Origin of the sequence: Pseudomonas sp. W2I6, from assembly GCF_030815935.1 — a bacterium.
Lineage (GTDB): Bacteria > Pseudomonadota > Gammaproteobacteria > Pseudomonadales > Pseudomonadaceae > Aquipseudomonas.
The window spans coordinates 4,030,785-4,055,663 of the sequence record NZ_JAUSXJ010000001.1 but is presented as its reverse complement, the minus strand read 5'-3'; the positions used below and the strand labels follow the sequence as shown (position 1 = coordinate 4,055,663).

Sequence of the window (24,879 nt, the reverse complement as noted above, 5' to 3'; positions counted from 1 at the left end):
GATGAGAATTCACCTCATTTATTTTCGGAAGGTCATGCACGAGCGGCGACGGTCACCCAATAACGGCTGCGATAGGTGATGTTCACCGACAGTGCCTGTGCCACCAGGGTCAGGACCTGATCGGTATCGTCCAACTGGTAAGTCCCGGACACACGCAGGCCGGCGACCGCTTCGCTGCAGCGCACCAGCCCAGTGCGGTAACGGCTCAGCTCCGCGAGGAAATCGTCCAGACGCATGTTGTGAGCGCTGATCACACCGTCGCTCCAGGCCCAGGGATCCAGGCCCGTGGTGGCGGGTGGACGCAAGCCGTTTCGATCAAACAGCATTTGCTCGCCGGGCTGTATCACGCCACGTGCGCTGGCCTGATGGCTGTCGGCGAATACCGCGACGCTGCCTTTTTGCACGGCGAGCAAGGTGCCGTGGGGCTCCTCGCGCACCATGAACCGGGTGCCCAAGGCGCGCAGATAACCGTCACGGGTTTGCACCCAGAAGGGCCGTGGCGCGCTACCGTCGGCGCCCATGTCGATCAGGATTTCACCCTGGCGCAACTGCACCAGACGCCTTTCGGTGTTGAAGACTGTGTCGATGGCGCTGGCACTGTTGAGCTGGATACGGCTGCCATCGTCGAGGGCGACCCAACGCCGCTCTCCGGTGTCGGTGCGGTAATCGGCCAGCAGGCCGGGCAATGGCGTGTAGTCGCGGCCGAACCAAGTTAGCCCTGCGGCACCGGCGAACAGCCCGAGCAACTTCAACCCTTCACGGCGGCTGATGCGTTGGCGGGCACCTTGCAAGGCATGGCGGCCGACCTGTGCCGGCAACTGCGCAAACTCGTCACTCATCGACGAGACCCGTTGCCAGGCCTGCTGGTGATCGCCACTGGTTTCAAGCCAGCGTTCGAAGGCAGCGGTGGTGGCGTCATCGGCAATATTGAACCGCAGCTTGATCATCCACTGGATCGCCTGGTCCACCAATGGCGGATTAGCCTTCGGCATAACGCAACCGATAACAGGCATGCAGTGCCTTGGCCAGGTCGCGTTCCACGGTGGCCTTGGACACCCCCAGGCGCAGGGCGATCTGTTGGCAGGTCAGGCCGTCCAGTTGCGCCAGCAAAAACGCTTCGCGCACCCGTGGCTTGAGTTGGTCCAGCAGGCGGTCGATGCGCTCCAGGCTGTCGAGGATCAGCAGGCGGGTTTCTTCCGACGGCACCTCGACTTGCGGGAAATGCGCGAGACTCTCCAGATAGGCACGCTCCAGTTCGCGGCGGCGATACTGGTCGATCATCAGGCTGCGGGCGATGCTGCTCAGGTAGGCCCGGGGTTGCAGCAAGGCTTGCTGCTTGCGCGCATTGAGCAGGCGCACGAAGGTTTCCTGCGCCAGGTCGGCGGCATGCTCACGGCAGCCCGTACGCCGGCTCAACCAGCCGCGCAGCCAGGAATGATGGGCATGGTAGAGCTGGCCGATGGCGGCATGATCCAGTGGGTGGTCGCTCGACATGGGCATCCTGGCGCGGGCGTCTTAATTGATAACGGTTCGCATTCTATGCGTTGGCCAGAGGATTGGGCAATCGTTGCCGTGTGGATTTGGCCGGATGCACAAACCCACACAGGCTTGACGGGGTTGCGGCTAAGCCTTGCGCAGGTGCAAACACTCAATCGAGCGGTCGACGGTGGTCTTGGCAATTTCCAGCAAATGCCACACCGCCAGCAACTTTGCCCGCTCGGGGCTTTGCAGCAGTTCGCCGCAGTCGAGGGCGGTGGCCGAGGCGCTGCTGAGCAGGCTGGCAGTGTAGAGCAGGGAGTCTTCGAAGCTCAGGTCTTCGTTGACGGTATGGAAGCCCTGGGAGGGCAGGTAATGTTCGAGGGCGCGATTGAAGGCAGCGCGGTTTTTGAGCAGGTCGATGGGTGGGTCGGGGACGGGTTTATTCATGGTGTAACTCCTTTTCGGTTAAGGAGCCGACCCCTTCGCGACTAAACGTAGGGTGGCGGCTGTACGCAGGTTAGTCGACCGGCCGAAAAGGAAAAACCGGCGCACCCGAAGGTGCCCTGCGCACAGCCACCATAAAACCTCATGATGGGACATGCGCCTTTTCGGATCCGGGCGACTAAACCCGATCACTGATGAGCAGTGACGGGGCGAAGACTAGCCACCGGTTCCGGCAGGCACAAGGCCGAAAGATTGTCTCGGAAATGTCCCGCAAATCAAAGGGATTTACCCTGCTGGCCCTTTATTCATATCCGAATTGCCTCGCGAATTTTCCCCAAGGCTATTCTCAACGTCGCCAAGTCAATCGACCCCAGCGCCACCCGCAACGCATGCGGCACATGGGCCGTACAGGCAAACGGCTCGGCACTGGTGACCCGCACACCCTGGCCCTCAAGCGCAGCCACCACTGCATCCGCCCGCAGACCTTCCGGCAACACCAGCCACAGGTAATACGACGCCGGATGCGCAATCACCTCACACCCTCGCAAGACCTCCCGGGCCAGCGCCTGGCGTTGGCGCGCATCCTGGCGCTTGTGCTCTTCCAGTGCATCCACTGCACCGGATTCTATCCAGCGGCACGCCAGGTTCACCGTGAGCGTCGGCGTGCTCCAGGTCGAGACACGGATCGCTTGCTCCAGCGCCGGCACCCACGCCTTGGGCGCGACGATAAACCCCACCCGCAACCCCGACGCCACACTCTTCGAAAGGCCAGACACATACACCGTGCGCAGCGGCGCATAAGTAAACAACGGCTTCGGTGCGGGCTCGGCGAGAAAGGCGTAGGCGCCGTCTTCGATCAGTAGAAAATCGTAGCGTTCAGTCAACGCTGCAAGGCGCTCGCGGTCGGCTTCACCCATCACTGTGCCCAGCGGATTGTGCAACGTGGGCATGCAATAAAAAGCCCGCACCGGGCGCCGTTTGCACAAAGCCTCCAGCGCATCCAGATCCGTATGCCCAGCCGGTTGCGGCAGCGGCTCCAGGTCGATGCGCTGGGACTGGGCCAGGGTTTTCAACCCGGGATACGTCAGCGCATCCACCGCCAATACATCCCCCGGTTGCAGCAGCGCCATCAGGCTGACGGCGAGGCCTTGTTGCGCACCGTTGACGATCAGCACTTGCTCGCCACTCACGCGAATCTGCCGATTGCGCAGGTGCCGCGCGGCGGTCTGTCGTTCATGGGCACGGCCACCCTGCGGCGCGGAATGCAGCAGCGCATCGAGGTCGCCCGAGGCGGCAATGGCACGCAAACCGTCGCGCAGCATCTCGGCCTGGCCCGGCAACGAGGGGTAGTTGAGGCTCAGGTCCACGGTGCCCGGTTGCAGCGGTTGTTGCACCAGGCCCATGCCCCGCAGCAATGTGGTGTCGCGCACAAACGTCCCGCGTCCCGGTTCACCCACCACCAGGCCGCTGGCCTCCAGTTCGCTGTACACCCGCAAGGCAGTGGCGAGGGCGATGCGATGGCTGTTCATCAGGCTACGCAGGGTCGGCAACTGGGTGCCCGGCGGCAACTGTCCGGCGCGAATCCGCGTGGCCAGTTCATCGACGATCAGTTTGTAGCGGACCTGAGCCATGGTGCGTTCCTGTGTAAAGTGTATCTAGATCAATTTTTTGTTTGTATCAGGTGGGCTGATTAATCTACAGGCTTTCCCGGCGGATGGCTTGAGCATGATCGACCTCGCAACCCTGGCTGTGTTCTCTGGCGCAGTCCTGCTGCTGTTGTTATCCCCGGGCCCGAACATGGCCTTCGTCATCAGCCACGGTGTGACCCATGGCTGGCGTGGCGGGGTGGCATCCGGGTTGGGCATCAGCGTGGCGGACCTGCTGCTCACGGCACTGACCGCAACCGGCGTGACCGCTCTGGTCGCCAGCTGGCCGCCGGCCTTCGACCTGATTCGCTACGCCGGGGTGTTGTACCTGCTGTGGCTGGTGTTCAAGACCCTGCAGAAAACGCCCGCCCTGGACGCGGCCCACGTCAGCCGCGTGCCGCTGGGCCGGGTGTTTGTGCGGGCAATGCTCAACAGTTTGCTCAACCCCAAGGCGTTGCTGTTTTTCATGGTGTTCCTGCCGCAATTCGTCAGCCCCGAGGCGGGCCCCATCGCGCTGCAACTGGTGCAACTGGGGATCATCCTGACGCTGATCAGCGGTGTGTTTCATGCCGTGCTGGGGATTTTTGGCGGGGCGGTGAGCCGGTTTTTTGCCGGCAAACCGGGGAGCGCAGGCTTACAGAAATGGGGCCTGGCAACCGTGCTGATGGTGCTGGCCGTGCGCTTGGCATTGATGTCTCGCCCGACGTGAAACATCACTCATAAAAGGACGTTACCCATGTACATCGCAGCCTTTATCTACAAGCCCGGCGAACGGGATGACGAGTTCCAGCGCCTCACGAATCTGATCGACGCACTGGCAGCAAGGCTGCCGGGATACGTGGGGGCCGAGTCGTGGCGTTCGGCGGATGGCGGGTTGATCAACGCCAGTTATTACTGGCGTGACGAGGCCTCCATTCGCGCCTTTGCCAGCCACCCGACCCACCTGGAAGCCAAGCGCCTATACCGCCGCTGGTACGGCGGTTATCACGTGGTGATTTCCAAAGTGGAGCGGGCGTATGGGGACGGCACCATCGGGCATCTGGTGCCCGCCGACCGCCACGGGCGGGCGAACGCTTAACCCAACCTGGCCGCCGCCCGTGCCACGATTTCACCCCGGGTCTTGCGCGACTCGGCGGTGCGCTTGCGGGCTTCCTCCAGCACATGCGGCGGTGCGGTTTCGGGCCGGCCAGCATTGAACGGCGGCGCCGGGGCGTATTCAATCTGCAGCTGCACCAGTTGCGCCGCCGCCTCGCTGTACAGCTCGGCGGCCAGGGTCAGGGCAAAGTCGATCCCGGCGGTAATCCCGCCACCGGTCAACAGGTTGCCGTCACGCACCACGCGCTCCTGCACCGGGATCGCACCGAGCGGTGCGAGCAGGTCGTGGTAGGCCCAGTGAGTGGTCGCGCGACGCCCGCGCAGCAAGCCCGCGGCACCCAGCACCAGGGAGCCGGTGCACACCGATGTCACATAGCGCGCGGTCTGGGCCTGTGTCTTGAGAAACGCCAGGGTCTGCTCATCCTCCATCAATGCCCCGACGCCAGAACCGCCGGGCACGCAAATCACATCCAGCGTCGGGCACTCGTCATAAGTGGTGCTGGGGGTAAACACCAAGCCGGTGCTGGAGGTGACCGGCGCGAGGTCCTTCCACACCAGATGCAGCTTCACATCCGGCAGCGATCCCAACACGTCGTAGGGCCCGGTGAGGTCCAGTTGCTGGATGCCGGGGAACAACAAAAAGCCGAGCTGCAAGGTCATGGGGACTGCTCCTGATAAAGGGATGGACGGCTTCACTCTAGTCACCTAGGCTTTGGCGCATACGCCATTGAGCCCACGAATTGCGCCAACATGCCCAGAATCATCAACGTACTCGCCTTTGCCAATGTGCAGGTCCTCGATGTCACCGGGCCCTTGCAAGTGTTTGCTTCGGCCAATGACCTGGCGCGCCAGCAGGGTTTGCCGTTGCCCTATGCGGTCAGTGTGATTGCCGCCCAGGCCGAGCCGGTGATGACCTCGGCGGGCCTGGCCCTGGTGGCCGAGCCGTTGCCGGCCGCCGATGCGCCGTGCGACACGTTGGTGATCGCAGGCGGGTGGGGCGTGTACGGGGCCGCCGAAGATCCGGCGCTGGTGGACTGGGTTCGGCAAAAAGCCACCCAGGCCAGACGCATCACCTCGGTGTGCACCGGCGCTTTTCTGCTGGCCGCCAGTGGTTTGCTCGACGGCTGCCGCGTGGCGACTCACTGGACCCGCTGCGAAGAGCTCGCGCGCAAATACCCACAACTGACGGTGGAGGCCAACCCGATTTTCATCCAGCAGGGCAACCTGTGGACTTCCGCCGGCGTGACTGCCGGCATCGACTTGTGCCTGGCACTGGTGGAAGAAGACCTGGGCCGCGCCGTGGCCCTGGAAGTGGCGCGGCACCTGGTGGTGTTTCTCAAGCGCCCCGGTGGGCAGTCGCAGTTCAGCGTGACGTTATCCCTGCAAAAGGGCGGTAGCCGTTTTGCGGAGCTGCACGCCTGGATCGCTGAACACCTGACCCTCGATTTGAACGTTGCCACACTGGCCGCCCAGGCGGGCATGAGCGAGCGCAGCTTCGTGCGCCACTACCGCGCCGAAACCGGCCAGACGCCGGCGCGGGCCGTCGAATTGATCCGTGTGGAAACCGCCCGCCGGCAACTGGCCGACAGCAGCGCGTCGATCAAACGTATTGCCGTGCACTGCGGCTTTGGCTGCGAAGAAACCATGCGCCGCAGCTTCCTGCGGGCGGTGTCGATCACGCCCCAGGCCTACCGCGAACGGTTTTCCTCACCCGGTTGAAGCGAAGCCTGTTTGAACGAATAGGTACGTTTTTGTATCAAGGTGCTATGTTACTCACAGTCCATTGCGCAGTGTCTTGATCCCAGGCCTCTACGTCGCGGTTTTGAACCTTCCCGGCGTGCGCACAGCTCATGAATTCACTACCTCCTGTCCTTGTCGAACTACGCGCGGCGACCGCTGCGCTGCATCGACGTCTCGACACTCGGCTGCCTTTTTCCCGCATGGACCTTGCGCTGTACCGCGAGTTGATGAGTGCCTATTACGGCTTCTATCAGCCGCTGGAGCGAGCCCTGGCGCCGTGGGGTGAAATCATCCCTGACCTGGAATGGGGACGGCGCAGCAAAACCCCGTACTTGCAGGCTGATTTGCGGGCGCTGGGCCTGGAAAACCTGCAGATCGATGCCTTGCCGATATGCCCCGAACTGCCCGCCATCACCAACGTGGCCCAGGCCTTGGGCGCCCTCTATGTGCTGGAAGGCGCCACCCTCGGCGGCCAGGTGTTGCGCGACCTGATCGAGATCAAGATTGGCGTGGGCTCCACCAATGGCGGCGCGTTCATGAATGTGTACGGGGCCGAGACCAGCGCCCTGTGGCAGCGCTTTATGGCGTGCCTTGACCCGCTGCGAACCGCGTACGAGCGCGTGGAGGCGGTGAAGGTCGCCGAGTCGACCTTCCTCTGTTTCGAGCAGTGGCTGGACCGCTGCGGGGTGCTGCGATGACCACGGTCGATACGCTGATCGACGATTGCGCCAGCGAGCCCATCCATATCCCCGGCTCGATCCAGCCTCACGGGTTGTTGTTGACGCTGAGCGAACCGGCGCTTGAGGTGCTGCAAGCCAGCAGCAACCTGAGCGTCGCGCTGGGCCTGGACGCGCAACGCCTGTCGGGCCAGGCGCTGGCAAGTGTGCTGGGCAGCGAAGCGGCAGTACAGGTGAGTCGTGCCCTGGCAGACCTGGACGCCTTTGAGGAGGAGGTGCATCAACTGACGCTGGATGGCTACGCCTACGACATCCTGCTGCATCGTCATCAAGGCCTGCTGTTTCTCGAACTGGAGCGGAGCCTCACGCTTGAGCACAGCGCTGTGAAGCAGCTGTCCCGAACGCTGCGCCGCTTGCAGTCGGCCAAGACGCTCGACAGCTTGTACCAGATCAGCGTGACCGAGATTCGTAGCCTCACCGGTTATGACCGGGTCACCTTGTACCGCTTCGAGCAGGAAGGCCATGGCAAAGTGATTGGCGAGGCCCTCAGCGACGGCATGCAGCCGTACCTGGGATTATGTTTTCCCGCGTCGGACATCCCGCCCCAGGCCCGCGAGCTGTACCGGCTGAACTGGATCCGCGCGATTCCCGACGCTGAGTACCAGCCGGTGCCGATCCTGCCGGCCCTGCGCCCCGACAACGGCCAGCCCCTGGACCTCAGCTTCGCCGTGTTGCGCAGCGTGTCCCCGGTGCACTGCCATTATTTGAAGAACATGGGCGTGCGTTCCTCCATGAGCATTTCGCTGCTCAAGGACGACCAGCTCTGGGGCCTGATCACCTGTGGTCACCGTGAGCCGTTGCGCGTGCCCCATGAACTGCGCACGGCGTGCACCAGCATCGGCCAGTTGTTGTCGATGCAGATCACGTTGCTCCAGGAGCAGCAGGAGCGCCGCCAACAACGTGACAAGGCCGCCATGGTCGAAGAGTTGGTCGCCGCCATGACCGCGGACCAGTGCGATGTGATGGAAAGCCTGTTGCCCTATGCGCAAACGCTGCTGAACCTGACCGCCGCCGGTGGCCTGGCGATACGGGTGGAAGAGCGCCTGCATGTGTTCGGCGTTTGCCCTGCACGTGCTGAAATCCACGCCTTGTACCAGTGGGTGCGCGGACAGGGCAAAGGCGTGGTGCACAGCCATCAATTGTCGGTGGACTTTCCCCCGGCGGCGGCCTACCAGGCCCATGCCAGCGGCCTGTTGGCGTTCTGCCTGCCCAAGCCGGTGGACAACGCGGTGATGTGGTTTCGCCCGGAGGTGCAGTCCTCGGTGGAGTGGAGCGGCCAGCCGGTCAAACATCAGGAACCGGGCAGCACGACCTTGAGCCCGCGCCTGTCGTTTGAGTTGTGGAAGCAGCAGGTCGACGGCAAGGCGCTGTATTGGTCGCTGTCGGAGCTACAGGCGGTGGAGAGCCTGCGGCGCAATGCCCTGGAGCATGACCTGGCGCGCCAGGTGCAACGCGAACATGCTGCGGTGCGGGCGCGTGACGAGCTGGTGGCGGTGGTCTCCCATGACCTGCGCAGCCCGCTGACCATCCTGCTGATGCAATGCGGCATGATGCGCAGCATGGTGCCCGCCGAGGACAACAAGGCGAACCGGCGCCTCTCCACCGCGATTGAAACCATGCAAAACGCCACCGCCCGCATGAACACGCTGCTGGAAGACCTGATCGATATTTCGCGCATCGAGGCCGGGCGCTACAGCGTTTCGCTGCAACGGCTCGATGTGGCGGCAACCCTGGACCAGATCTGTTCGATGTGGCAACCGCTGGCGGCGGCCAAGGGTTTGGACCTGACTTGGCGCTCAGTGGACGGGCTGAGTGCCCAGGCCGACCCGGAGCGCTTGTTCCAGGTGTTTTCCAACTTACTGGGCAACGCCCTGAAATTCACCCCGGTGGGCGGAGTGATCGAGGTGATTGCCGAGGCGGCGGGGGACGAAGTGCTGTTTCGGGTATGCGACAACGGCATCGGCATCGACCCGGCGCAGTTGCCGTATATCTTCGACCGCTACTGGACCTCACGCGAGGGCAACCCCACCGGCAGCGGGCTGGGGTTGTACATCTCCCACGGCATCGTCGAAGCCCACGGCGGCACCCTGTGGGCTGAAAGCGTGGTGGGGCAGGGCAGCGTGTTCAGCTTCAGGATTTCGGCCGGGGGCTGAGGCTCAGCAGCTCGAAGATCGCCTCAAGGGTTGCCTGGGGCGCCTCCTGGGGAATGTTGTGGCCCACGCCGGCCAACACCTCGCGCCGATAAAACCCGCTGAAATTTTCCAGGTCGTCATCTTCGACCGGGGCCGGACCTACGCCGTCATCGGCGCCGCACAACGAGATGCTCGGTACTGAAATCGACGGTGGCTGCACCAGGGCCTGCTCGATGCTTTCCAGCGCCGGATCACCCGGCGCGTACATGAAGCGATGACGGTAGGAATGGACCACCACCTCGACAAAATCCGGGTTATCAAACGAGGGCGCTGTCTTGCCATACAGGCTCGGCCCTTCGGCCCAGGACGGCGACCAGAGCGCCCACAGCAACTGGCAGAACTCACGCCGGTTGGCGGTCAGTCCGTCGACACCCCGTTGGGTATGAAGGTAAAACTGATACCACAGCCGATGCTCTGTTTCCGGCGCCCGAGGCTTGGTCGACGCAGCGATATCCTGAATGTTGTAGCCATCGCCCGTCACCAGGCCGCGCACCCGTTCAGGCCAAAGCGCCGCAACGATACACGCCGCGCGTCCGCCCCAGTCATAGCCCACCAGCGTGGCTTTTTCGATGGACAGGGCATCCATGAAATCCAGCAAATCCTTGGCCAGCGCTGCTTGTTGGCCGGAGCGCATCACCTGATCGTTGATAAAGCGCGTCGGGCCATAGCCGCGCAGGTATGGCACCAATACCCGGTAGCCACGTGCGGCGACCACCGGGGCGATCTCGTCATAGCCACGAGGGTCGTAGGGGAAGCCATGCAGCAGGATCACCACCTCACCGCCTTCCGGGCCATGGGCTTCGTAGGCGATATCGAGCATGGGCGTGCGTATTTGGAGGGTGGGCATGGAGGCTCCGAGGGTGGAGGGAAAGTGTTGGAACTGTAGACCAGGCGGGTTACCGAGTGTGGTTCGAAAGGCTGCAATTGCTTGACTTGTCTAGACCGGCCTGGCGCAAGCCGATGCAATTACCCCAAGGGTCGCGCACCTGGCACATCCACTCGCCGCCCTCGACTTCCATTGGCCCGCGATACAACGTGGCGCCTAACGTGACCAGTCGCTGTACCTCGTGAAGCAGGTCCGTCACCCGCCAATACACCACCGACCCGGCCGCGCCGCTGGCGACCTTGTTGTCTGCATTCACGATTTCGAGGGCAACGCCGTCCACGTCCAAGTGACCGAAATCGTCGGGCTCATGGTAGATGCGCGTGGCGGTAGGGAAGGCCGCGGCGTACCACTCCGTGGCGGCACGCCAGTCGGGGACGTGAATCAGGATGGAGATAATGGGCATCAACCGAACAACACCTGCTGCCAATGGGTTTCACTGATGATAGCGATCGGAATACCGCTATTTCTTAACTCGACGGCTTTTTTGATCTTTGTTCCATATGAGCTATGGAGCCATTGTTCATTACCAACGCTCCCGACCACGAGAAAATGAACCTTCTTGCTTACCGAGTTGCCGATAAGGCCGCCGCGTTCGACGACAAGTAACTCACATTCTTTGCGAGGCCCATACGCCATGACACCGGTAAACAAAAAAGTCCGGTCCTGCCACTCCAGTGTCGGAGCCGGATTGTTCAGCGGCAGGCTGCTGACAGCAGAGGGGCGTTGAGGTGACCCCACCGAGATACCGGAAAACTGATGCAGCATTTCCAACAGTTCTGCGGACTCTTCCGCGTCGAGAACACCGTCACTCAACATGCTGGCAAGGCGCTGATAAAGAATGTTTACCACCGGGTCTTCCAACTGGAGCAGATGGGTTTCTATCCAGGTCTTTAGAAACGCTGCTTCCATCTGATTGATGTTTCCGTCGGCGACCAGGCCGGCAGTGACGCCGAGTAATGCGTCGGCAGAGCGCCGATCAATACGCGCCTTGTGGAAGAGGTGACTGCGTTCGAATTCCTGATGAAGATCGGTCATGCGTCCATGCTCCTTAAGTCAGTGCTTTGCCAGGTCTCGGTCCAGCTCAGCATGGGCCGAAGGTTTCGCGTTGATGGTGAAACCGATATACACACATGTTGTGATGTTTGCCAAATAACCTGTGGCGAGGGAGCTTGCTCCCGTTGGGCTGCGCAGCAGCCCCAGGTTTTGTTGAATGTGTTCTTTGAGTTAGATGGCGTTGAGCTTCTTGGGGCCGCTTCGCGACCCAGCGGGAGCAAGCTCCCTCGCCACAGTGAGGGGCTGACTTAAATCTCTGCGTGGGTGATGACGTGTTTGAAGTGGTGTCGCCACAAATCCGCGCCCAGTTTCCCCGAGCGATCCAGCGACGAACCCACGGTCAAATCGCTGATCAGCGTGGGCTGTAATCCGGCATCAAACAACGCAAACCCGGCCGCCAGCACACAGGTGTCAGTCTGGATGCCACACACCAACACCCGGTCTGGCGCGAGGCTTTTCAGGTGGCTGATGGTCTCGGGCGTGGGCGCATAGCCGTGTTTGATGAAGATATGGTCAGCGGCGATCAGGCTGTCGTCGTCGGGCGCCGGTTGCCAGCCGAGTTGGCGAGCGAAGGGGGTTATGTTTTCGTCGTGGCGCTCTACGGTGGCCACTGACGGCATGCGACCCAGCAGGGCGTTGATGCCGATTACCAGCCAGTCGGGCGGGGCGAAGGAGGGTTGTACATCGATGATCAGTAGGACTTGGCGCATTGGCATCCTGGTATAGATCGAAGGACCATGCATTGTGCACCGGGTACACCTCGTCTCCAAGTCTGGCGCGGTCATGTGGGAGCAGGCAAGCCAGCTCCCACAAGGTTACTCAATTGCCTTGAGATTGTGCTCGGGCTCAAGGCTGCCAAACCGTCTTCACCCCGCTCAACTTCCGGTCCAGAAACGTCGCTGCGCTGATCAGCGCCAAATGGCTCAACGCCTGCGGTGTATTGCCCAAATGCCGTGCCTGGTTATCAAATTCTTCGGCATACAACCCCAGCGGGTTGGCATAGCGCAGCAACTGTTCAAACTCCAGATGCGCCTTCTCCACTTGCCCGGCCCGGGCCAGGCATTCCACGTACCAGAACGAGCACGCTGCAAACGCGCCCTCGGTGCCTTGTAGCCCATCAATCTGGCTGTCGTCGTTGCGATAGCGATAAACCATCCCATCGCGCACCAGGCTTTTCTGGATCGCTTCCAGTGTCGACAACCAGCGCGGGTCTGTCGCCGCAACGAAGCGCACCAGTGGCATCAACAGCATCGAGCCATCCAGCGCGGTGCTGCCGATATGCTGCACGAAGTGGCCGCGTTCTTCGTTCCAGAAGTTGCTCCAGATATCGGCGTAAATCGCCTGGCGGGTCTGGTCCCAACGGGCAAACGGCGCCGGCAGCGAGCGCTTGGACGCCAGTCGAATCGCCCGGTCCAGGGCCACCCAGCACATCAGCCTTGAGTGCAGGAAGTGATGCTGCTCACCGCGCATTTCCCAGATGCCGACGTCTTTGTGGTTCCAGGTTTCGCAGACCTGGTCGGCCACTTCCACGGTGTGCTTCCAGCCCTCGTGGGAGATGGCCTCACCGTATTTGTTGACCAGGTATACCGCGTCCATCAACTCGCCGTAGATATCCAGTTGCACCTGGTCGTACGCCTCGTTGCCGATGCGCACCGGTTGCGCGCCGCCGTGGCCGCTGAGGTGGCTCAGCTCGGTTTCCGGCAGTTCCTGGCGGCCGTCGATACCGTACAGGATGTTGATTTTCATCGGCTGATCGCAGCAGTCACCCACCCGGCCTTTCAACCAGCGCATGTAGCCGTTGGCTTCCTCGATAAACCCCAGGCGCATGAACGCGTAGACGGTGAACGAGGCGTCGCGGATCCAGGTGTAGCGGTAGTCCCAGTTGCGCTCGCCGCCGGGTGTTTCCGGCAGGCCGAAGGTGGCGGCGGCGAGGATTGCACCGTGTTTGCGCGAGGTCAAAAGCTTCAAGGCCAGGGCCGAACGATTGACCATCTCGCGCCAGCGCCCACGGTAGTTGGATTGGGAAATCCAGCCGCGCCAGAACTTCAGGGTGCGCTCCAGGCACAGGTCGGTGCAGTCGTTTTTGACTCGGGCATCGTCCAGCCCGCCGAGGACAAACTCGGCGCCTTCTTCCTGGCCGAGTTCAAAGGATGCTACGGCAGCGTCGCCATCCAACTGCAGGGTGTGGCTGCTGGTCAGGCGCAGGCCGGGTTGGTCTGCGGCCTCAAACAACACGTCGCCGTCATCTTGAGTGGCCCGGGTCTGGGCGCGGGCGTAGTCATGACGCACTGCGCAGCGCATATGGATGCTCGCTTTGCCGCTGACCACCCGCACCCGCCGAATCAGGATCGGCAGGTCGTCAACTTCTTCACTGACGGTCAAGAAATCGGTAATTTCCACCACCGCGTCATTACTCAACCAGCGGGTTTGCAGCACGTTGGTGTCGGGCAGGTAGATCTGCTCGCGGCGGGCGTCGGGCAGGTCCGGCGTGAGCTGGAAGATGCCGGCGGCGGGGGAGTCCAGCAATGAGCAAAAGATGGAGGGGCTGTCGAACTCCGGCCAGCAGAAAAAATCGATGCTGCCCTTATCGTTCACCAGCGCCGCGCTGCGCATGTCGCCGATGATGCCGTGGGCATCAATGGCACTTTGTGGTTCGTTTTTCAGATCAACCATTGCCACGAAACTCCGGATAAAGGCTCATGCCGCCGTCAATAAACAAGGTGCTGCCCACCACGTAGTCGGAGGCATCACTGGCCAGCCACACCACCGCATTGGCGACATCTTCGACGTCACCCACGCGGCCATAGGGAATTAACTTGAGAAGCTCCACCTCGGCCGCGCCTTCGGTGGCGGCGCGGTTGATGGCCGTGCGAATCGCCCCCGGCGCAACGCCGTTGATGCGGATGCGCTGCTGGCTGACTTCCTGAGCCAGGGTGCGCATCAGCATTTCCACGCCGCCCTTGGAAGCGGCGTAATTCACGTGGCCGGCCCAGGGAATCACCTGATGCACCGAACTCATGTGGATAATCTTCCCGGCGGCCCGGGAAACGCCTTCGCGGATGCCCTGGCGATTGAAGATGCGCAAGGCGGCGCGGGCGCAGAGGAACTGGCCGGTGAGGTTGACGCCGATCACGGCGTTCCAGTCGTCGAGGGTCATGTCGACGGCAGCGGCATCTTTCTGCATGCCCGAGTTGGCCACCAGAATGTCCAGGTGCCCAAACGCCTCAAGGGTTTGCGCAAACAGGCGTTCGACATCCGCCTCTTTCGACACATCGGCGCCAATTGCAATCGCCCGGCCGCCGTTGGCATTGATCTGCGCCGCCAGTGCTTCAGCCGGCGCCGCCTGGGCGTTGTAGTTCAACACCACGGCAGCTCCAGCCTCCGCCAGGGCCTTGGCAGCCCCCGCGCCGATCCCGGAACTCGCGCCGGTGACTAGCGCCACTTGTTGCTCCAACGAAATGCGCATTGCCCCACCCAACCTTTTTCAGAGTGCCCAATTAGCTGACTGATGGCGTGGGCCACAAGTTCACCGGCTGTCTGGAATGCGACGATGGCTGTCTATATCTATCGTTTTTGCCACAGGGCTTTTCGCTAGAATCAACGCCTGATTGATGCGAGACCTGAGCCGATGAACCGCCAACCCCGCCCTTGGCTTGAAGCCTATGCCGACAATTACCGCAACGACGACGTGGTGCACCCCCATTGCCATGCCCAGGCGCAGCTGATCCATGGCGTGTCCGGGGTGATGGTGGTCAGCACCGCCCAGGGCAGTTGGCTGGTGCCCTCCGGGCATGCGCTGTGGGTGCCGGCCGGAACCCCGCACGAAATCCGCATGGCCGGCGAGGTGCATATGCGCACGCTGTTCCTGATGCCCGAGGCCGAGCCGGGGCTGGGGCGCACCTGTCAGGTGATCGAAGTGTCGGCGTTGCTGCGGGAGCTGATCGTCGCCGCCACGCAGATTGCCGGGCACCACAGCCCGCGTCTGCAGGCCATGATCGAGTTGATCCGCATGGAACTGCTCGCCGCGCCGGTGGTGGCGATGCACGTGCCGGTGCCTGGCGAAGCACGGCTCGCCAGGCTGTGCACGCATTTCATCCGCAACCCCTCTGACGACAGCAGCCTGGAATCCTGGGCCGACAGCCTGAACATGAGCGCCCGCACCCTGAGCCGAGTGTTCCAGCGGGAGTTGGGCATGAGTTTCGGTGAATGGCGCAAGCGTGCGCGGTTGGCCCTGAGCTTGAAGTTGCTGGCCCAGGGCGTGTCGATCCTGGAGGTGGCGCTGGAGCATGGTTACCAGAGCCCGAGTGCGTTCAGTGCGATGTTTCGCAAGTCGCTGGGTTATCCGCCAAGTCATTTTCGGCCGGCTGGGTAAGTTTTCCTGCCGTGGTGGAAAGGCAACCTACCTGTGAATTCTGACAGTAGACACCCATGCTCCAATGCTCAACGCTGCAGGCAGTCACTGATGTGTCCAAAGGATGGGCCTCATGGGAAAGATCCTGCTGCTGTTGCTGCTTGTCAGCCTGTCTGGCAGCCACGTCATGGCGCGGGCGCCGCTCGACAAGGCTGCGTTCATTGAGCATTTGCTCGGGCAGATGACCGTTGCCGAGAAAGTCGGCCAGCTGGAGCTGATTGGCATTGACCGGGAGCGGACCGGAGCCAGCATTCGGGAGGGGATTGCCAGTGGTTTGGTGGGTGGAATTAGTGGCACGCCTTCGCCACCTTATGGATGGGCGTTGCAGCAAGTGGCGATGGAGCGAAGCCGGTTGAAAATCCCGCTGTTCTTTGCGGCGGATGTGATTCATGGCTTGCATACGATATTCCCGGTGAGCCTGGCGCTCGCGGCCAGTTGGGACATGTCGGCGATTGCCCTTGCGGGACGCATCAGCGCCCAGGAGGCAAGCGCCGAGGGTGTTCATTTGACGTTTGGCCCATCGGTGGACATTACCCGCGACCCTCGCTGGGGCAGAGTCTCGGAAGGTTACGGGGAGGATCCCTTCCTGGCCTCTCGTATCGCGGGTGTCATGGTCAAGGCGTATCGAGGGGATGATCCTCGCACAACCGACAGCCTCAAGGCCGGCATCAAGCACTTCGCGTTGTACGGTGCGGTCGAGGGTGGCAAGGATTACAACAGCGTCGATATGAGTAAGGCGAACATGTACCAGTTTTACTTTGCGCCGTATCGCGCCGCGGTCGAAGCCGGAGCAGGCATGGCAATGATTGCGTTCAATACCATCGATGGTGTTCCGGCTGCCGCCAATCGGTGGCTGATCAAGGATGTACTGCGGCAGGCGTGGGGGTTTGTCGGCGTGACATTGGGTGATTGCCGGGCAATTGAGGGGTTGGTTTTGCATGGTGTTGCCCGTGATGTCAGGCAGGCTGCGGCGTTGGCGGTGCGCTCAGGTGTCGACATGGAACTCTGCGATGACGCGTATGCCAGGTATTTGCCTGGATTGGTTGCATCGAGGGAAGTTGATGTCGGGGTGCTGGATGAGGCTGTGCGGAATGTGCTGGGACTGAAGTATGACTTGGGGCTGTTCGACAACCCGTATCGAAATCTCAACCGCACAGAGTTGCCTCCCATTGCAACGCGCCTGCAGCGAGACGCCGCCCGGGACATTGCTCGCAAGACCTTCGTGCTATTAAAAAACGCCCATCAGACGCTGCCGTTGAACAAGCAGGACAGCATTGCGCTGATCGGTCCCTTTGCCAAAAGCCGGCGCGACCTGTTGGGCAGTTATTGCGGTGATTGTGACGAGCGGAACGTGGTCAGTATCTACGAAGGCCTGGCTCGTGCGGTTGAAGGCAAGGCACCGCTGCTCTATGCCAAGGGCGCGAATTTCACCACGGACACCCAGTTGTCCGAACGCCTGAAACACTACAACACGCCGTTGGATCTGGACCCGCGTTCGCCTGAGGCGCTGCTGGACGAGGCACTGGAGGTGGCGCGTCGGGCCAAGGTCATCGTGGCGGTTGTCGGCGAACCCTGGAGCGTCAACGATGAGTCTATCAGTCGCGCGCGTATCAACCTGCCCGCCAGTCAGCGGCGATTGCTCAGTGCGCTGAAGTCGTTGGATAAGCCGTTGGTGATCGTGCTGGTGAATGGCCGTCCCCTGGATTTGACCCGGGAGCAGGCACAGGCCGACGCCCTGCTGGAAACGTGGTTCAGTGGTACGGAGGGCGGCAATGCGGTCGCTGATGTGCTGTTCGGCGACTACAACCCGTCAGGCAAGTTGCCGATGACATTTCCTCGGTCGGTCGGGCAAATCCCCCTCTATTACAACCACCTGAATACAGGGCGCCCGTTTGATTCTGCTGCGCCCTGGAAATACATGAGCCAATACATCGATGAACCCGACGGCCCGCTTTATCCCTTCGGCTATGGGTTGAGCTACACCCGGTTCGAGCTTTCCGACTTGCAGTTGTCAACGTCGGTATTGCGCGCGGGAGAGCAACTCAAGGCGCGTATCACGCTGGCCAATACCGGCCCGCGTGACGGTGAAACGGTTGTCCAGTTGTATATCCGTGATCTGGTCGCCTCGGTCAGCCGGCCGGTCAAGGAGCTCAAGGGTTTCGAGAAAATCATGCTCAAGGCCGGTGAGCGCAGGATCATTGAATTCACCCTGGATGAGAACGACCTGAAGTTCTACAACGCCCAGCTGGACTACGTTGCCGAGCCCGGCGAGTTCAAGGTGCAGATCGGCTTGGACTCCCAGGACGTACAGGAGCAAAGCTTCGAGTTGCGTTAAGCAAACATATTGTCCGGTTAGCGACGACACATGGCCCTGACGCGGGCGAATCGGACAGACCACCTGCCTAATCTGCAAGGCTCCTTCTTGAGCGAGCCTTGTGATGCACAGCCCTTCTTTTCATCCATGGATGCCCATCGCCCTGTTGAGTGTGCTGGCCGGGTGCAGTGGCGTGTCCGGCCAGCCGTCGACCGTCACCGCGCAGCCCTCGCCGCGGCTATCCGTCGAGTCGGCCGAGCCATTACCCGCCCGCTGGTGGCAGCTGTACCGCGACCCGCAACTGGACGCCCTGGTGGCGCGGGCCTTGCGCCAGAATAAAGACCTTGAAGCCGCTGCCGCCCACGTCGACGCCTTGCTGGCGCGGCTGGAACAGGTCGACGGCGAGCGCCTGCCGTCTACCTCTCTGGACTATGGCCTGGCCTACGGTCGCAGCCGGGATGACCAGACCCTGGCCCAGGCCACCAACGGTCATGCCGGTGCGGAATGGAGCCACACGCCTGAGTTTTCCCTGAGCTACACCCTCGACCTGTGGGGCGAGGTGCGTTATCGCATTGCCGCCGCACGGGCGGATGCCCAGGTGGCGCGGGCGCTGGAAGACGAGTTACGGGTGACAGTCGCCGCGCAGACGGCCCGCGCGTATGCCCAGGCCTGTGTGTATGGAGTGCAGGAGCAGGTGCAGGCGCACTCGGTGCAGTTGCTGGAGCAGAGCGTCGCGGTCACGCAAAAGCTGCAGAAGGCTGGCGCGGCGACGGACCTGGACCTGACTCGCTTGCAAGGCCTGCTGGAAGAAACCCGTGCACCGCTGCCGATGTTCAAGGCCCGGCGCAGCAGTGCGTTGTATGAGTTGGCCGTGCTCAGCGGTTTGTCGCCGGAGCAGGTCACACCGCGCAGCTGTGCCCACAGCCCGCAGTTGCAGGCTGCGTTGCCGGTGGGCGAGGGGTGGGCGCTGGTGCAACGGCGGCCGGACATCCGCCGCGCCGAAGGGCAATTGCGCGCAGCCACCTTGACGGTGGGCCTGTCCCGCGCCGAGCTTTACCCGCGGATCACCTTCGGCGCGATGCTCGGTTCGTCCGCCAGCAGCCTGGGCAAACTCGGGGACCGCTACGCCACGGTGTATTCCGTCGGGCCGCTGGTGTCCTGGCGCTTTCCCAACCGGCAGGTCGCCCAGGCGCGGGTCAGGCAGAGCCAGGCCGAAGCGCGCCAGGCCCTGGCACGGTTTGACGGTACGGTGCTCAACGCACTGAAGCAGGTGGAGCAGGCCATGGCCCTGTACCAGGGCGAACAGCAGCGTGGGCAGGCCCTGGCCGCCGCCCTGGACAACAACCGCCGCGCCTTCGACCTGGCCTCCCGCGGCTACCATTCCGGCGCGCTGGATGCCCTGCAACTGCTGGACAGCGAACGCAGCCTGGTGGGCCTTGAAGCCCGCGTGGCCGAGTCCGACCTGCGCTTGATCAACCGCCAGATCGACCTGTTCCAGGCCCTCGGTGGCGGCTGGCAGCGTGACGATCCAACCGCCCCCTTATCTGTCGCTGTCAATGGAGCCAAACCATGAACCAGGCTGTTGAACCCATTCGCCTGACCGTTATGCAACGTCATCGTCGCGCCCTGGTGACCACGGCTTCCCTCGCGACGCTGGTGGGGCTGGCAACCTTTGCCGGGTACTGGTGGCAATGGGGGCGTTTTCTTGAAGAAACCGACGATGCCTATGTGCGCGCTGATTGGGTCGCTATCAGCCCGCGCATTGCCGGGTATGTAGCCCAGGTGCTGGTGGAAGATAACCAGCCGGTCAAGGCCGGGGATGTGCTGGTGCGTATCGATGAGCGGGATTTCACCGAGCGTCTGAACAGCGCCCAGGCGCAACTGCAACAGGCGCAAGCAGCAGCGAGCGCACAGCAGGCATCGGTGCAAACCCTTGACGCGCAAATGGGCGAGCAACAGCAACGCATCGCCCAGGCCCGGGCGGAACTGAGCAGTGGCGAGGCCGAAGCCCGGCGCGCGCGGCTCGATTACCAGCGTTATCGTGAATTGGTCGCGCAACAGGTGGCCAGCGCCCAGCACCTGGAAACCGTCAGCGCCAGCCAGGCCAAGGCCCAGGCGGCCCTGGCCCAGGCGAGCGCCCAGGTCGCGCGGCAGCAGGCGCAGTTGCAGGTCTTGCAGGCACGCCGGCAACAGGCGCAGGCGCAAATCGTCGAGCATCAGGCACGCATCGGCGAGGCCCAGGCCAACCTCGCGCTGGCCCGCAATGCGTTGAAGGACACCGAGATCCGCGCGCCTTTTGACGGCGTGGTGGGCCAGCGCAAGGTCCGGCGCCAGCAATACGTGATGCCCGGCCTGCCGCTGTTGGCTGTGGTGCCGGTGGAGCAGGCCTATGTGATTGCCAACTACAAGGAAACCCAGTTGCAGCACATGGCGCCGGGGCAGTCGGTGGAAATCGCGGTGGACAGTTTTGCCGGCGCACATTGGCACGGCAAAGTGGAAAGCATCGCTCCCGGCTCCGGTGCCGTGTTCGCGCTGTTGCCGCCGGACAACGCCACCGGCAACTTCACCAAGATCGTCCAGCGGTTTCCGGTAAAGATTCGCCTGGAACCCGGTGAGTCGCGGGTGCTGCCGGGCATGTCGGTGATTGCCACGGTTGATACCCGCCCTGCCGCCAGCCAGGAGCACGTCCATGGAGGCTGAAGGGCGTGTGCCGTTTCGCGCCTGGGTCGCGGTGATTGGCGGGCTGTTCGGCTGCTTCATGGCCGGGATGAACGTGCACGTCACCAGCGCCGCACTGCCGGAAATCGAAGGTGCACTGGGCGCGACGTTTGAGGAGGGTTCGTGGATTTCCACCGCTTACCTGGTGGCGGAGATCATCATGATTCCCCTCACCGCGTGGCTGGTGCAGGTGTTTTCCCTGCGCCGGGTGATGCTGTGGGGCTCGGGGATATTCCTGGTGGCCTCGGTGGCGTGTTCGCTGTCGCCCAACCTGCAAGTGATGATCCTGATCCGGGTGGTGCAGGGCGCGGCCGGGGCGGTGCTGATTCCCTTGTCATTCCAACTGATCATCACCGAGCTGCCGCCCAGCAAGATCCCGCTGGGCATGGCCTTGTTCAGCCTGGCCAACAGTGTGGCCCAGGCCGCCGGGCCGTCGATTGGCGGCTGGCTGACCGATGCGTATTCCTGGCGCTGGATCTTCTACCTGCAACTGTTCCCGGGGATCGCGTTGCTGGCGGCGGTGGCCTGGTCCATTGACCGCCAGCCGATGCAGTTGGGCCTGCTGCGCCAGGGCGACTGGCTGGGTATCGGCTGCATGGTGCTGGGCCTGGGTGCGTTGCAGATCGTGCTGGAGGAGGGCGGGCGCAAGGACTGGTTCGGCTCGCCCTTTATCGTGTGGATGACACTGCTGGCGGTGGTGGGCCTGATCGGCTTCGTGGCCCGGCAATTATGGGGCGCGCACGCCTTTATCAACCTGCGACTGTTGGGTCATTACAACTTTGGGGTGGCCAGCGTGGCGATGTTTATCTTCGGCGCCAGTACCTATGGCCTGGTGTTCCTGGTGCCCAACTACCTGTCGCAATTGCAGCACTACAACGCCAGCGAAATTGGCGTGAGCCTGATCGCGTATGGTCTGGTGCAACTGATCATGGCGCCGTTTTTGCCGCGCCTGATGAAGTGGGTCAGCGCCAAAATGCTGGTGGCCTCGGGGTTCGCGATCATGGCTTTGGGCTGCTGGATGGGTGCGCACTTGTCGGCGGACAGCGCCAGCAATGTGATCGTGCCCTCGATCGTGGTGCGCGGCATGGGCCAGCCGCTGATCATGGTGGCGTTGTCGGTGCTGGCGGTGCACGGCCTGGCCAAGGCGCAGGCGGGGTCGGCGTCGGCGGTGTTCTCGATGCTGCGCAACCTGGGGGGCGCGGTCGGCACGGCGCTGCTGGCGCAATTGGTGGTGGTGCGCGAGCGGGTGCATTCGGCGCGTATTGGCGAGTCGGTGACGCTGTTTGACCCGGCCTTGCAACAGCAGCTTCCCGGTGGCGGGGTGCTGCAGGATCAATTGCCGGAACATCAGGTGGTGCTGAACCTGCTGGACCAGAGTGTTCGTCATCAGGCGTTTTTGATGGCTTACAGTGATGCGTTCTTTCTGGCGTGCGTGGCGTTGGCGGCGTGTGGGGTGGCGGCGTTGATGTTGCGGCGTATCTAGGGGCAGTGCTGTGGGTGATTCAAGTGAGCGCAATAACGGGGCGCCCAAGATCAAGATCAAAAGCAGATCAAGAGCACAGCGGCCTACCGGCCGGCTTGAGTGTTGAAGAGCAACAGCAAAATCAAAAGCGGGCACGGTTCAATGTGGGAGCTGGCTTGCCTGCGATGGCATCAACTGGGTGTGCCTGATGTACCGAGTTGTCTGCATCGCAGGCAAGCCAGCTCCCACAGAAAAGCAGAGTTACCTGAATAACGGATATGTACCCCATCTGATCCTGAAAACCCCGACCGCACTCGTTCAGCGAACGGCATTAGGCTCCAACCCGCGCAACAACAACTCCAGACCTTGCAAGGCTTCTTCCAGCCGCGCCCCTGGGTGTTCATCCTGGGCGATCCACAGCGATGCGCTCACCAGGCTGCCATTGATCAGCCTCGCCAGCGCCTGGCTGCACGCCTGCTCGATGAGGCCCGCTTGCATCAAGTCATCGAGCAGCTGGCGCAGCGAGTCCACGCATTGCTGCTGGTCGGTGGCACCCAGCACCGCCGGCGCATCTTGCAGCACAATGCGCTGGACCTCGGGATCCTGAGCCATACGCAAATAAACCCGACAGCGCTCGCAAAACCCTTCCCAAGGATCAACCGCCTGTTCCGAGATACGCTGCAGGCTCGCATCCATTTCACCGTCGAGCTGCGCAACCACCGCCGCCAGCAAGCCTTTCTTGTCGCCAAAATGATGGTACAACGCACCCCGGGTCAGGCCGGCGCGAGCGGTGAAATCGTCCATCGACGTCTGGGCGTAGCCTTGTGTGGCGAAGGCCTGGCGGGCGCTGGCGATCAGGCGGGCGCGGGTGTCTTCGATCATGTCGGCACGGGCTCGGCTCATGGGTAAGGCTCACAATAGGTGATTGACATACGACGCGTATGTTACGCATGATTTGTCACATACGCACCGTATGTATTTTGCCCCGAAAACCTCGAATAGCAAGTTTCAGGGCGCTCAGGAAGAGGTTACACACCATGGCAAACCCCTACGCCGAGCTGTTCCAGGCGCCAGGTTCCAGGGCTTTTGTATTGGCGGGCATGCTGGCCCGCATGCCGATCTCCATGACCGGGATCGGCTTGATCACCATGCTGTCGCAAGTGCACGGCGGTTACGGTTTGGCCGGTGCGGTGACCGCTACCTTCGCCCTGGCCACCGCGTTTTGCGCGCCCCAGGTCTCACGGTTGGTGGACCGTTATGGCCAGGGCCGGGTGTTGCCGGTGGCCGCGTCCATCGGCGGCGGCGCGCTGCTGCTGCTGTTGCTCTGCACCCGGGTGCAGGCGCCAACGTGGACGCTGTTCGTCTTTGCCGCGCTGGCCGGCTGCATGCCCAACATGTCGGCCATGGTGCGGGCGCGCTGGACCGAGCTGTATCGCGGCCAGCCCAAACTGCAAACGGCGTTTGCCCTGGAGTCGGTGCTCGACGAGGTGGTGTTCATCATTGGCCCGCCGGTCTCGGTGGGTCTGTGCGTGCTGCTGTTCCCCGAAGCGGGGCCGTTGATTGCCGCGCTGTTTCTGGCAGTGGGCGTGACCGCCTTTGTGCTGCAACGCCAGACCGAGCCACCGGTGCATGAACATCACGCCGAGCACGGCCGTTGGCTGATCGCCTCGCCCTCGGTGTTGATCCTGGTGGTGCTGTTGATGGCCATGGGCATCATCGTTGGGGTGGTGGATGTGGTCAGTGTCGCGTTCGCCCAGCATCAGGGCCAGCCCGCCGCGGCGAGCATTGTATTGTCGGTATACGCCATCGGTTCGTGTCTGGCCGGGCTGGCGTTCGGTGCGCTCAAGTTGAAAGCACCGCTGCCGCGCCAGTTCTTGTACTGCGGCGTGGCCACCGCCGTGACCACGTTGCCGTTGTTGCTGGTGACGAATATTCCGGGGTTGGCGGCCGCGATCTTCATCTCCGGCCTGTTCTTCGCCCCGACCCTGATCGTGTCCATGGCCCTGGTGGAACAAATCGTTCCGCCCAGCCGCTTGACCGAAGGCATGACCTGGCTGATCACCGGCCTGAGCATCGGCGTGGCCATTGGTGCTGCCAGCTCCGGCTGGATGATCGACCGCTTCGGCGCACCCAGCGGGTTCTGGGTGGCGCTGGCGGCGGGTGCGGTGGTGCTTGGGGCGGCGGTGCTGGGGTATCGGCGGCTGGGGTGATTACCCGGTCACCAGTGCGCCGCGATGTTGCAGGAATTCGTTCAGCGCCTGGCGCGTGAGATCGTTCAACGTGACTTTTTGCCGGATCGCGGCGAGGGCGGCGGCCAGGTGGAGGTCATGGCCGACACGGACGTTGAACGAACCCTTGCAGGGCTTTTCCGGTGCTTGCCCAAGGGCCTGGCAGGTCTCGATGTAGTCGTCCACGGCGGTGCAAAAGGCGGCGTCCAGTTCGGCGACGGTTTTGCCCTCGTAGCTGACCAGGGCCTTGATGAAAAGCAGCTTTCCGAACAGGCAGTTGTCTTCGATGCTGGCTTCGATGGAGCCGATGTAGCCTTTGTGTTTCAGCTGGTTGTTCACTGAATCAGTTCTCCTGATTTCAATTGTTCGATGATCTGGCGCCGCAGCAGCGTGACGAGTTCGGGCCAGGTAAAGGCCGATTGCTCATTGAGCAGTTTGGCCAGCAGCTTTTCATTTTTCGACACGGCGATTCTC

The 24,879-nt window shown here is 62.5% G+C and carries 25 protein-coding genes; 11 read left to right on the top strand and 14 right to left on the bottom strand.

All coding sequences use genetic code 11. The features are described from left to right. Positions 1 to 32: 32 nt before the first annotated feature. From QF039_RS18560 to QF039_RS18545, 4 genes are all read right to left on the bottom strand, one after another. Positions 33 to 992: a FecR domain-containing protein gene (locus tag QF039_RS18560; protein WP_177067864.1), complete on the bottom strand. Its 960-nt coding sequence runs from the start codon at positions 990 to 992 to the stop codon at positions 33 to 35. Next, positions 979 to 1,494: a sigma-70 family RNA polymerase sigma factor gene (locus QF039_RS18555; protein WP_102369583.1), complete on the bottom strand. Its 516-nt coding sequence runs from the start codon at positions 1,492 to 1,494 to the stop codon at positions 979 to 981. Before QF039_RS18555 ends, QF039_RS18560 begins: the two co-directional genes overlap by 14 nt. A 129-nt stretch (positions 1,495 to 1,623) precedes the next feature. Further along, a complete protein-coding gene (locus QF039_RS18550; protein ID WP_003208197.1) occupies positions 1,624 to 1,926 on the bottom strand; it encodes a DUF6124 family protein in 303 nt (100 codons plus the stop codon). A gap of 302 nt (positions 1,927 to 2,228) precedes the next feature. Next, positions 2,229 to 3,554 carry a PLP-dependent aminotransferase family protein gene (locus tag QF039_RS18545; protein WP_307519981.1) on the bottom strand — a complete coding sequence of 442 codons (1,326 nt, stop codon included), beginning with the start codon at positions 3,552 to 3,554 and terminating at the stop codon, positions 2,229 to 2,231. 94 nt (positions 3,555 to 3,648) lie between these two features. On the opposite strand from QF039_RS18545, the gene QF039_RS18540 reads away from it, so the two are divergent. Continuing rightward, a complete protein-coding gene (locus tag QF039_RS18540; RefSeq protein ID WP_307519979.1) occupies positions 3,649 to 4,278 on the top strand; it encodes a LysE family translocator in 630 nt (209 codons plus the stop codon). A gap of 27 nt (positions 4,279 to 4,305) precedes the next feature. Next, the gene (locus tag QF039_RS18535; RefSeq protein ID WP_003208192.1) at positions 4,306 to 4,647 is read left to right on the top strand and encodes an antibiotic biosynthesis monooxygenase; all 342 of its coding nucleotides are present in this window, start codon (positions 4,306 to 4,308) and stop codon (positions 4,645 to 4,647) included. Here the strand turns inward: QF039_RS18535 and inhA are convergent. Then, the gene (gene inhA, locus QF039_RS18530) at positions 4,644 to 5,324 is read right to left on the bottom strand and encodes an isonitrile hydratase (RefSeq protein ID WP_307519976.1); all 681 of its coding nucleotides are present in this window, start codon (positions 5,322 to 5,324) and stop codon (positions 4,644 to 4,646) included. The genes QF039_RS18535 and inhA overlap by 4 nt on opposite strands. Before the next feature lie 90 nt (positions 5,325 to 5,414). Between inhA and QF039_RS18525 the strand changes: the two genes are divergently transcribed. The 3 genes from QF039_RS18525 to QF039_RS18515 all read left to right on the top strand — a co-directional run bounded on the left by QF039_RS18525 (position 5,415) and on the right by QF039_RS18515 (position 9,294). Beyond that, entirely contained in the window at positions 5,415 to 6,383 is a 969-nt protein-coding gene (locus tag QF039_RS18525; RefSeq protein WP_177067867.1) for a GlxA family transcriptional regulator, read from the top strand. A 131-nt stretch (positions 6,384 to 6,514) separates the two neighbouring features. Beyond that, on the top strand, positions 6,515 to 7,102 hold the full coding sequence (locus tag QF039_RS18520) for a biliverdin-producing heme oxygenase (protein WP_032899296.1): 588 nt from the start codon (positions 6,515 to 6,517) through the stop codon (positions 7,100 to 7,102). Continuing rightward, positions 7,099 to 9,294, top strand: a complete 2,196-nt coding sequence (locus QF039_RS18515; protein WP_307519972.1) for an ATP-binding protein — start codon at positions 7,099 to 7,101, stop codon at positions 9,292 to 9,294. Before QF039_RS18520 ends, QF039_RS18515 begins: the two co-directional genes overlap by 4 nt. Here the strand turns inward: QF039_RS18515 and QF039_RS18510 are convergent. The 6 genes from QF039_RS18510 to QF039_RS18485 form a co-directional block, all read right to left on the bottom strand. Further along, positions 9,272 to 10,180: an alpha/beta fold hydrolase gene (locus QF039_RS18510; RefSeq protein ID WP_307519970.1), complete on the bottom strand. Its 909-nt coding sequence runs from the start codon at positions 10,178 to 10,180 to the stop codon at positions 9,272 to 9,274. The two genes, QF039_RS18515 and QF039_RS18510, sit on opposite strands and share 23 nt — an antisense overlap. Positions 10,181 to 10,229: 49 nt before the next feature. Beyond that, positions 10,230 to 10,622 carry a VOC family protein gene (locus QF039_RS18505; protein ID WP_003208182.1) on the bottom strand — a complete coding sequence of 131 codons (393 nt, stop codon included), beginning with the start codon at positions 10,620 to 10,622 and terminating at the stop codon, positions 10,230 to 10,232. Beyond that, positions 10,622 to 11,254, bottom strand: a complete 633-nt coding sequence (locus QF039_RS18500) for a BRCT domain-containing protein (protein ID WP_087695346.1) — start codon at positions 11,252 to 11,254, stop codon at positions 10,622 to 10,624. Before QF039_RS18500 ends, QF039_RS18505 begins: the two co-directional genes overlap by 1 nt. 266 nt (positions 11,255 to 11,520) lie before the next feature. Further along, on the bottom strand, positions 11,521 to 11,982 hold the full coding sequence (locus tag QF039_RS18495) for a cysteine hydrolase family protein (protein WP_008434533.1): 462 nt from the start codon (positions 11,980 to 11,982) through the stop codon (positions 11,521 to 11,523). A gap of 136 nt (positions 11,983 to 12,118) precedes the next feature. After that, positions 12,119 to 13,945 (bottom strand): glycoside hydrolase family 15 protein, encoded by a 1,827-nt coding sequence (locus QF039_RS18490; protein WP_008434531.1) that lies wholly within the window; start codon positions 13,943 to 13,945, stop codon positions 12,119 to 12,121. Then, positions 13,938 to 14,738: a glucose 1-dehydrogenase gene (locus tag QF039_RS18485; protein ID WP_010166680.1), complete on the bottom strand. Its 801-nt coding sequence runs from the start codon at positions 14,736 to 14,738 to the stop codon at positions 13,938 to 13,940. Before QF039_RS18485 ends, QF039_RS18490 begins: the two co-directional genes overlap by 8 nt. Before the next feature lie 162 nt (positions 14,739 to 14,900). Between QF039_RS18485 and QF039_RS18480 the strand changes: the two genes are divergently transcribed. From QF039_RS18480 to QF039_RS18460, 5 genes are all read left to right on the top strand, one after another. Further along, the gene (locus QF039_RS18480; RefSeq protein WP_307519963.1) at positions 14,901 to 15,644 is read left to right on the top strand and encodes a helix-turn-helix domain-containing protein; all 744 of its coding nucleotides are present in this window, start codon (positions 14,901 to 14,903) and stop codon (positions 15,642 to 15,644) included. A 112-nt stretch (positions 15,645 to 15,756) separates the two neighbouring features. After that, positions 15,757 to 18,018 carry a beta-glucosidase BglX gene (bglX, locus tag QF039_RS18475; protein ID WP_307519960.1) on the top strand — a complete coding sequence of 754 codons (2,262 nt, stop codon included), beginning with the start codon at positions 15,757 to 15,759 and terminating at the stop codon, positions 18,016 to 18,018. 103 nt (positions 18,019 to 18,121) lie between these two features. Further along, the gene (locus QF039_RS18470; protein ID WP_307519958.1) at positions 18,122 to 19,570 is read left to right on the top strand and encodes an efflux transporter outer membrane subunit; all 1,449 of its coding nucleotides are present in this window, start codon (positions 18,122 to 18,124) and stop codon (positions 19,568 to 19,570) included. Then, entirely contained in the window at positions 19,567 to 20,697 is a 1,131-nt protein-coding gene (locus QF039_RS18465) for an HlyD family secretion protein (protein ID WP_003208172.1), read from the top strand. Before QF039_RS18470 ends, QF039_RS18465 begins: the two co-directional genes overlap by 4 nt. Continuing rightward, complete coding sequence (locus QF039_RS18460; protein ID WP_003208170.1) at positions 20,687 to 22,198, top strand: MDR family MFS transporter; 1,512 nt, start codon at positions 20,687 to 20,689, stop codon at positions 22,196 to 22,198. The genes QF039_RS18465 and QF039_RS18460 overlap by 11 nt, the downstream gene beginning before the upstream one ends. A 297-nt stretch (positions 22,199 to 22,495) precedes the next feature. On the opposite strand, the gene QF039_RS18455 is transcribed toward QF039_RS18460, so the two are convergent. Then, positions 22,496 to 23,080: a TetR/AcrR family transcriptional regulator gene (locus QF039_RS18455; protein WP_307519954.1), complete on the bottom strand. Its 585-nt coding sequence runs from the start codon at positions 23,078 to 23,080 to the stop codon at positions 22,496 to 22,498. A gap of 134 nt (positions 23,081 to 23,214) precedes the next feature. Between QF039_RS18455 and QF039_RS18450 the strand changes: the two genes are divergently transcribed. Further along, the gene (locus QF039_RS18450; RefSeq protein WP_307519951.1) at positions 23,215 to 24,387 is read left to right on the top strand and encodes an MFS transporter; all 1,173 of its coding nucleotides are present in this window, start codon (positions 23,215 to 23,217) and stop codon (positions 24,385 to 24,387) included. Here QF039_RS18450 and QF039_RS18445 read toward each other — a convergent pair whose 3' ends face one another. Together QF039_RS18445 and QF039_RS18440 are read right to left on the bottom strand one after the other, a co-directional pair. Beyond that, on the bottom strand, positions 24,388 to 24,744 hold the full coding sequence (locus QF039_RS18445) for a type II toxin-antitoxin system HicB family antitoxin (RefSeq protein ID WP_307519949.1): 357 nt from the start codon (positions 24,742 to 24,744) through the stop codon (positions 24,388 to 24,390). Continuing rightward, the gene (locus QF039_RS18440; protein WP_307519946.1) at positions 24,741 to 24,869 is read right to left on the bottom strand and encodes a hypothetical protein; all 129 of its coding nucleotides are present in this window, start codon (positions 24,867 to 24,869) and stop codon (positions 24,741 to 24,743) included. Before QF039_RS18440 ends, QF039_RS18445 begins: the two co-directional genes overlap by 4 nt. Positions 24,870 to 24,879 lie beyond the last annotated feature (10 nt).

Coding starts and splice junctions, on each gene's coding strand:
- QF039_RS18460 (WP_003208170.1), top strand. CDS start 20,687: ATGGAGGCTGAAGGGCGTGTGCCGTTTCGCGCCTGGGTCGCGGTGATT.
- QF039_RS18485 (WP_010166680.1), bottom strand. CDS start 14,738: ATGCGCATTTCGTTGGAGCAACAAGTGGCGCTAGTCACCGGCGCGAGT.
- QF039_RS18490 (WP_008434531.1), bottom strand. CDS start 13,945: ATGGTTGATCTGAAAAACGAACCACAAAGTGCCATTGATGCCCACGGC.
- QF039_RS18465 (WP_003208172.1), top strand. CDS start 19,567: ATGAACCAGGCTGTTGAACCCATTCGCCTGACCGTTATGCAACGTCAT.
- QF039_RS18455 (WP_307519954.1), bottom strand. CDS start 23,080: ATGAGCCGAGCCCGTGCCGACATGATCGAAGACACCCGCGCCCGCCTG.
- QF039_RS18550 (WP_003208197.1), bottom strand. CDS start 1,926: ATGAATAAACCCGTCCCCGACCCACCCATCGACCTGCTCAAAAACCGC.
- QF039_RS18525 (WP_177067867.1), top strand. CDS start 5,415: ATGCCCAGAATCATCAACGTACTCGCCTTTGCCAATGTGCAGGTCCTC.
- inhA (WP_307519976.1), bottom strand. CDS start 5,324: ATGACCTTGCAGCTCGGCTTTTTGTTGTTCCCCGGCATCCAGCAACTG.
- QF039_RS18515 (WP_307519972.1), top strand. CDS start 7,099: ATGACCACGGTCGATACGCTGATCGACGATTGCGCCAGCGAGCCCATC.
- QF039_RS18555 (WP_102369583.1), bottom strand. CDS start 1,494: ATGTCGAGCGACCACCCACTGGATCATGCCGCCATCGGCCAGCTCTAC.
- QF039_RS18505 (WP_003208182.1), bottom strand. CDS start 10,622: ATGCCCATTATCTCCATCCTGATTCACGTCCCCGACTGGCGTGCCGCC.
- QF039_RS18520 (WP_032899296.1), top strand. CDS start 6,515: ATGAATTCACTACCTCCTGTCCTTGTCGAACTACGCGCGGCGACCGCT.
- QF039_RS18470 (WP_307519958.1), top strand. CDS start 18,122: ATGCACAGCCCTTCTTTTCATCCATGGATGCCCATCGCCCTGTTGAGT.
- QF039_RS18480 (WP_307519963.1), top strand. CDS start 14,901: ATGAACCGCCAACCCCGCCCTTGGCTTGAAGCCTATGCCGACAATTAC.
- QF039_RS18495 (WP_008434533.1), bottom strand. CDS start 11,982: ATGCGCCAAGTCCTACTGATCATCGATGTACAACCCTCCTTCGCCCCG.
- QF039_RS18535 (WP_003208192.1), top strand. CDS start 4,306: ATGTACATCGCAGCCTTTATCTACAAGCCCGGCGAACGGGATGACGAG.
- QF039_RS18500 (WP_087695346.1), bottom strand. CDS start 11,254: ATGACCGATCTTCATCAGGAATTCGAACGCAGTCACCTCTTCCACAAG.
- QF039_RS18560 (WP_177067864.1), bottom strand. CDS start 992: ATGCCGAAGGCTAATCCGCCATTGGTGGACCAGGCGATCCAGTGGATG.
- QF039_RS18510 (WP_307519970.1), bottom strand. CDS start 10,180: ATGCCCACCCTCCAAATACGCACGCCCATGCTCGATATCGCCTACGAA.
- QF039_RS18540 (WP_307519979.1), top strand. CDS start 3,649: ATGATCGACCTCGCAACCCTGGCTGTGTTCTCTGGCGCAGTCCTGCTG.
- QF039_RS18450 (WP_307519951.1), top strand. CDS start 23,215: ATGGCAAACCCCTACGCCGAGCTGTTCCAGGCGCCAGGTTCCAGGGCT.
- QF039_RS18545 (WP_307519981.1), bottom strand. CDS start 3,554: ATGGCTCAGGTCCGCTACAAACTGATCGTCGATGAACTGGCCACGCGG.
- bglX (WP_307519960.1), top strand. CDS start 15,757: ATGGGAAAGATCCTGCTGCTGTTGCTGCTTGTCAGCCTGTCTGGCAGC.